Raw genomic sequence first — 4,715 nt, forward strand, 5'->3', positions numbered from 1 at the left:
GAACGGCGCCCTCCTGGCGATCTCGCGCTTTGTGGCGCGGACGATTAGGGCGGCATCCGCGGCGCTGAGATCGGGATGGGCCGCCTTCAGCGCGTCGGCCCAGCCTCCTTTGCTCTGCTCCGGCTGCTGCGGCGTCGCCTTCGCGATCTCGTTCAGCCTTTCCTGGTCCTGGACCGACACCGCCTTGAACGCCGCCCTCCTTGTGGCGCGGACGATTAGGGCGGCATCCGCGGCGCCGAGATCGGCATCGGCCGCCTTCAGCGCGTCGGCCCAGACTACTTTTCTCTGTCCCGGCAGCCGCGGCGTCGCCTCCGCGATCTTGGCCAGATCGGGACCTTCGTCCATCTTCTCATCGGAGGGAAAGGCGATTGCCGGTTGCGCCCCGTGCCGCGCCCGTAATGCACTACGATCGGCGAGAACGCTTCGAAGATCCAGCGATGCGGCCTCTGGCGGCTGGCTGTTCGCCAGCCTGGTCGCCAGTTCGCGCGTGGCCTCAAGCACCAAAACACCGCAGTCATATCCGTTGTCCTGCGGCGCCATCAGCCCTTGCTGGTACCGTATCTCCTCTCCCAGCTTGCGAGCGAGGTTGCATGCAATAAGATCCTGCGCAGGGTCCGTCAGTGAATTGTAGTGAATGGCCTGCTGTCCCTCGGGACTGCGGTCGACGAACAGCAGCGACCAGTGCGTCCCGTCGTCGTTCGCACCATTGGCATTGTTCACCGGCAAAAACAGGAACCGGGCCTCTTGCCCGGCGTCGGTGACATAAAGCCCCCGCAGCGTGTCCTGCAGAACTTCTCCCTCGGTATGGAGCAGCATGTGGACGACCGCGGGCGGCACAAAACGGGTCTGGGCAGCGAACCCTGGGTCGGTCTGACTCAGATCCAGGGCAAGACGATTGTAGTCCGCATGAATGTGCTCGTCGTACAGCCAGGCCGTGGGGCCGAGCTGCGCGATGGCCAATCCGGAGGCCTGTCCCGGTTGATCCATATCCGTTGGATCCTGCGTTGCCAGGGCGGCGCGACCCGGGCCGAGGCTGCTCGCGCGCGATCCACCTGACGCTGCCCTCGACCTTTGCGCGGTCGAACCCCATCTCAAGTTGCCCGCCGCGCGCGCATCCTCGACGGCGCGGGCCCTCGACCTTTGCGCGGTCGAACCCCATCTCAAGAGGCTGCTCGCGCGCGATCCACCTGACGCTGCGGCGCTCGGGCGGTCCACATCCATTCCGTCCGGCGCTGCCTTATCGTCAGGAGACTGTTCGGACGTGCTCGGCAGAGGCCCTCCGTCCTCTTCCTTGATGGGTAGCAATGGCGGGGGGATCGACGGTGACGGAGCCGGCTTATCTGCCTTCTTGAACTGGCCGAGGTATCCGTCGCTGTAATCCACCCTGATCTCTCCGCCCGGACGGACGTTGTCCAACGCGACCACGGCCATGACGGCCTCCTTCTTGCTGCGGCCTTCCCTGTCGGCCATATCCACGTGGAAGGGAAAGAAAATCGCGTTGATCCGATCGAAATCATAAGCCGGCTCAGTCATGCCCGCCTTCAAAGCCGTGTTGGCGAACGCCATCGAATTGGCGCCACCCAACGGCGATAACTGGTATTCCACTCCCCCGCGCGATATGGTCATCTGATAGCGTTCGACTTCCCGCTCCTGATACTTTGCCAGGTGCTGTTTCAAGTCCCCCTCTGACACCAGTTGAACACCCGAATACAGGCCCAGGATCTGGCCGTTCCGGAGCGTCGGTACCGTGGGCAGATCCTGCGCCAGGAACAGGCCGTATTGGCCGGCCAGCTTCTGCTCATGCGGTTGAACATCCGCCGCGGTCAGCCGGCGCACCGTGTAGGGGGGATTGGCCAGGAGGGTGCCCTTGATCTGTCGCTCCAGCTCCACCTGAACGGCCGTCCGCAATCGGTCTTCTGCTTTCTTCGCATCCGACCCCAAGTGGTGCTGCAGCTCTTGCCTGAACCCCCGGGGGAAGGTCACCTTCTCGACCTTGACCCTGGGGGAGCACTTGTCCGGATGCTCCGGATCCGCATAGTCCGGATGGGGAGATTGGCTGCTCTGCGGATCGCGGAACGGGATCACGTTATCCATCGGCGGACAGGGCTCCATCGCATGTTGCAAGATGACGGCGTCGTCGTCAGCAAGGAACAGTTGCCACTGGGGGCGATCCGGATCCCCGGTCAGATCGCCGAGCGGCAAGGCTCTGCCGAACGCACTCCGCGACTGGTCGAGCTCAAACAACGCCTCCTCCGGCAGCACCTCCTCCGCTTCGAGCTTCACCCGCTTTGCTGGCGACGCCTCCGCCGTATCACCATCCTGAGTGACCACACTCGCTCCGGTCAGGTGCCTGAGCCAACTCTTTTCCCCTTCGCTCGAAGAGATTGGTTCCGAAGAGCCAGCAATCCGGCGGGCTGATTTCCTGTCCGTCACTGTCGTGTCTCCCTCATCCAGGAAGCCGGAGCGGCCTCCAATGTTGTGCCGGCAGAGATTTGAGGGCGGGCGGCGTGAGTGAGCGCAGGGGGTTCCTCCGTACTCGCGGTCGCTCCCCTATCCACCGCAGGAGTGCTATCGCCTGGCCCGGCAACGGGGTCATCCGCCAACGCCACATCCTGCTGCGTTGACAATGGCTCCACCCATTGCAGAGCCTCGTCCATAGCGTCCGAGGGGAGGGGTTGCCGCGCAGGCGCGTCGGTCTGCGGATATGTCCCGCTGGCCACGCCCTCATCCGTCGCTGGAACGTTGCATGAGGGGCTGGCCAGTCCGATCGTGCTATCCTGTCTAGTCGGTGAGCCGTGGCGCAACGGGCGTCCTGTGTTGTCCATTTCGTTCTCTCCGGGGGCAAGGAAGCACCCCATAATATACTGGCGAGTCGCGCGCCTCCCTATGCATGTTTTGTATTCTATCATGTCGCCGGCGCAGCGTTGGTGCATGGATCCTTTGTCAACGGTTTGGCGATAGGCAGGCAGGATCGAAATCAGCTTGATACGAGTTGCCATGCCGTACAAACACAACGCAGATCGTCGTCATCACGTCGGAAAGATGAAATTCAGGGTGACGAATTGGCGTGACTACGAAGCAGGTCTGCGCCGGCGTGGTAGCCTGACCTTATGGGTAACGCCGGAGGCACTGGCGGGATGGCGCGCTCCGCGACGCAAGACGGCCCTGTCGGCTCGAAGCTGGGATTTTGGCCAAGTTTAAGAACGATTGGTGAACGTCAGGGTTTGGCCTGAGCTTTGAGCAACATGGCAACATTGTCGGCGGTGAACTTGAAGCCGCGGCGATCGGGGATACGCTGGACGGAGATGGGATATTTAGGTCTTCGTGGATCAATGCCGGTGATCCGGAAACGCTCGCCACCAGCGATAAACTCGCGTTCGAAGTCAGCAGCCTCCAGGCCGTACTGTTCGGCCAGCAGGGCGAACATCTCCTTATCCAGATTGAGCGTCTTGCCGTCTGGCGCGGTTATACTGATGCGGAATGCTGGTTCGAATGAGAAGCCAGGTTCCAGGCCACGCCACCCGGCGTTGTTGCGTGGATCACCCGGCGACTGATATTGAGCGGTGGTTTTCAGTCTCCTGATCCGGATTTCGACGATGCCGCACAAGTTCAATGCCGATCGGCGGGACAAGATTGCCAAGCAGAAATATCAAGTGACGAATTGGCCGGCATATAATGAAAGCCTGCGTCAACGTGGTGATTTGACCATCTGGGTGAAGGATGAGGCCCTGTCTTTATGGACGGCGCGGAGGCGGACATCGCGGGGTGGTCAGCCGAAATATTCGGATCTGGCGATTACGTTGTGCTTGACCCTGCGCGTCGTCTACGGGCTGGCGCTACGCCAGACCCAAGGCTTGATGCGCAGTGTCGCGGCGCTGATGGGGTTCGATATTGCCGTGCCTGACTTCTCCACCCTGTCTCGCCGGAGCAAAGGGCTGGCGTTGCCGTCGACAATGTCCCGAGCCACAACATCAGGTCCGGTCCATCTGGTTGTCGACAGCACCGGCTTGAAGGTCTTCGGCGAGGGCGAGTGGCTGGAAAACAAGCACAAAACCAAGGGCAAACGCAAAAGATGGCGCAAACTGCACCTTGGTCTCAATCTTGTCAGTGGTGAGATTGTTTGTTCCGATCTGACCGTGGATGATGTCGGCGATCCGACAGCGTTACCAGGACTTCTGGACCAGATCGGTGGCCCCGTCGAGAAGTTCATTGCCGACGGCGCCTATGATGGAACGCCAACCCGAGATCTTCTGGCGACACGCTTTGGTGAGATCGTGGAGGTCATTATCCCACCTCCCAAGACTGCCATTGCCAGCCCTCAATCGGTGCTGGTTCCATCTGTCCGCGATCGCCATATTGCAGAAATCCAGACCAAAGGGCGGATGGCATGGCAGAAATCCACCGGCTACAACAAGCGCAGTCGCGCTGAGACCCAGATGGGTCGATGGAAGGCTGTGATCGGGCCCAAACCCAAAGCGCGACATTTTGACAATCAGAAGACTGAAGCGAAGATTGGCGTCCGTGTTCTTAACCGGATGACAGAACTTGGCCGGCCCAAGTTCGAGCGCGTTGCATGAAAAATGCAGTGGATAGGGTTGCCTCGTCCAAAGTCTGATCCATGCAACAGGGCTGAGACGACCAAGCTGCTCGACCTCTTGGCCCGACTTAAACACCGCCTGTGAGAATATGTCATTAAGTCAGCATGTTAGGCGCGC

Annotated in this window: 3 protein-coding genes and 1 pseudogene; 2 read left to right on the forward strand and 2 right to left on the reverse strand. The window is 61.0% G+C overall.

The annotated features are described in order from the left end of the window. The coding region (locus QQK95_RS07920; RefSeq protein WP_284270728.1) for a Ulp1 family isopeptidase at positions 1-2,331 on the reverse strand (2,331 nt) is incomplete at its 3' end. Between the two features lie 666 nt (positions 2,332-2,997). Between QQK95_RS07920 and QQK95_RS07925 the strand changes: the two are divergent. After that, a pseudogene (locus tag QQK95_RS07925) lies at positions 2,998-3,162 on the forward strand (IS5/IS1182 family transposase); the annotation flags it as partial. 55 nt (positions 3,163-3,217) lie between these two features. Here QQK95_RS07925 and QQK95_RS07930 read toward each other — a convergent pair. Next, positions 3,218-3,607, reverse strand: coding sequence for a hypothetical protein (locus QQK95_RS07930; RefSeq protein ID WP_284270730.1), 390 nt, complete (start codon positions 3,605-3,607; stop codon positions 3,218-3,220). On the opposite strand from QQK95_RS07930, the gene QQK95_RS07935 reads away from it, so the two are divergent. Continuing rightward, a complete protein-coding gene (locus tag QQK95_RS07935; protein ID WP_284270732.1) occupies positions 3,597-4,577 on the forward strand; it encodes an IS5 family transposase in 981 nt (326 codons plus the stop codon). The genes QQK95_RS07930 and QQK95_RS07935 overlap by 11 nt on opposite strands. The last annotated feature ends 138 nt before the right edge of the window (positions 4,578-4,715 follow it).

It is taken from the genome of Mesorhizobium huakuii (assembly GCF_030160235.1).
In the GTDB taxonomy this organism is placed as follows: domain Bacteria; phylum Pseudomonadota; class Alphaproteobacteria; order Rhizobiales; family Rhizobiaceae; genus Mesorhizobium; species Mesorhizobium huakuii.